Origin of the sequence: Fontibacter flavus, from assembly GCF_042432905.1 — a bacterium.
In the GTDB taxonomy this organism is placed as follows: Bacteria; Bacteroidota; Bacteroidia; order Cytophagales; family Cyclobacteriaceae; genus Fontibacter; species Fontibacter flavus.
On sequence record NZ_JBHLWI010000076.1, the window covers coordinates 1 to 1797 of the forward strand.

The 1797-nt window shown below is 43.8% G+C and carries 1 protein-coding gene; it reads right to left on the reverse strand.

The features are described from left to right. Positions 1-2: 2 nt before the first annotated feature. A complete protein-coding gene (locus ACFFIP_RS18040; protein WP_382389164.1) occupies positions 3-1691 on the reverse strand; it encodes an IS1182 family transposase in 1689 nt (562 codons plus the stop codon). Positions 1692-1797 lie beyond the last annotated feature (106 nt).

Below are 1797 nucleotides of genomic sequence, written 5' to 3' on the forward strand. Positions count from 1 at the left end.
CGTCAGGCTGTGAAAAAACTTTCAGTTTTTGGAAAAAGCCGCATTTTTGGAGCGTATAGGGACTTCACAGGGTCTTGAACTTGAATTTGAGTCAACTTTATATTTGAATCGTTAGTTTTTAAGGATGGGGTTTCAAAGTTCAATAGGGCCTTGAATAGCCCAAAAAGGCTTGATTTTAAGGCCAAAGAAACCCTTTTGTAGTCGGGTTTCCAGTTTTGGATTATGAGTAAGAGGTCAGGTATTCCGAGGATATTGATCGTCCGCTTGAGGTTATAGACAGTCATGATCAGTGCAAACTCTCCATTGACTTTTTCCATTCCCCTCAAATCTGTGTAATCATATCCCCATTTTCTTTTGAGGGTTCCGAAGATATGTTCTATGATCATCTGTCTCCTTTTATAAAGGGCGGTGTTTTCTCGGATATTTTTGAGATTGGCTTCTACAGCATCTGCATATTCACTTCGTTCTATCTCGCGGCCCCCACTTTTTCTTCCGGTACAGAGGTCTCTAGCAGGGCAGGTTTTGCAGGCAGGTGTTCTGTATTTTTTGTACATGTGGCTGTCCCTCTGTCTTGTTTTTTTATGGAGGGTTCCCGTAGTAGAGAGTGTTTGTCCCTGTGGACAGGTATATGTGTCGGAACCATGATAATAGGTGAACTTGGTGACTAAGTAGTCTTCGGTTGTACCGAATTTGTTGGAGTTGACTATTTCATTGGGAGCTACTAGTGTATGGATTCCGTCATTCTGACATTCTTGGATTTCTCTTCCGTTGTGATATCCTTTGTCAGCGAGTACGGTAAAACCCTCTAATGATAAGTTGTCTTTGGCTTCAAGGGAGATATCATGGAGTGCGTTTCTATCATTTCGGTTGATCACGTGGGAACCTACCACGAGATTGTGTTGATCATCCACCGCTGCCTGAACGTTATAAGAGACTTCGACGACCTGTCCCTGAACCAGTAATGCTCTTGCTTCGGGGTCTGTGGTGCTGATCTGAGTATCCCCACTTTGATTGAGCTGTTCTTGTAGTATCTCGTAGTTGACTTTGTTTTCTTTAAAGTATTGGAGTTTCTCCTTAATGATCTGGATGTCTTGTTCCGACAGTTCGGAACTGTCAGCTTCGTCAAGCTGCCGGAGGTATTCTTCGGTCTTCTGCTCTATATAGCTGAGATGCCTGTCTATTTTGCTTTGGCTATAATTGTTCTTCTTGCTATTGGAGGCTCGGAACTTGGAGCCATCCACGGCGACTGTCTTTCCGCCGATCAGACCCGCCTCTTTGAGGAAGAGGGTGTAAAGTTTGAAGCAGTTTTTGAGTGCTTTGGGGTTGTCCTTACGGAAGTCGGCGATGGTGTGGTAGTTGGGCACCAGCCCACCGAGCAGCCATCGGACTTCAATGTTCCGGCTGCATTCCCTTTCCAGCCTCCGACTGCTCCGGATACCATTGAAATATCCGTAGAAGTAGAGTTTGAGCAGTGTTTTGGGATGAAAGGATGGTCTTCCGTCCATTGGATTGGAAGGCTTTTGCTCAAGGCCTTGATTCGGTTTTGGAGGTTTTGACACAAAACCGAGTAAGTCAAGGTCGAGTTTGTCGATAAAAGCGTCGATGACCCTGACAGGATTATCATTATCGACAAAGTCATCCAAGCTGGAAAATGTCAATTGGAACCGGTCAGTTCCTTGGATATAGTGCATAGAGATAAAATAGGATTGTTAAAAATAACCTCAACTAAATTTACTAAATTTAAGGAGATTGTGGAATAGCCAACTAAAAAACAGGAGAGGCTTTTTTCACAGTCTG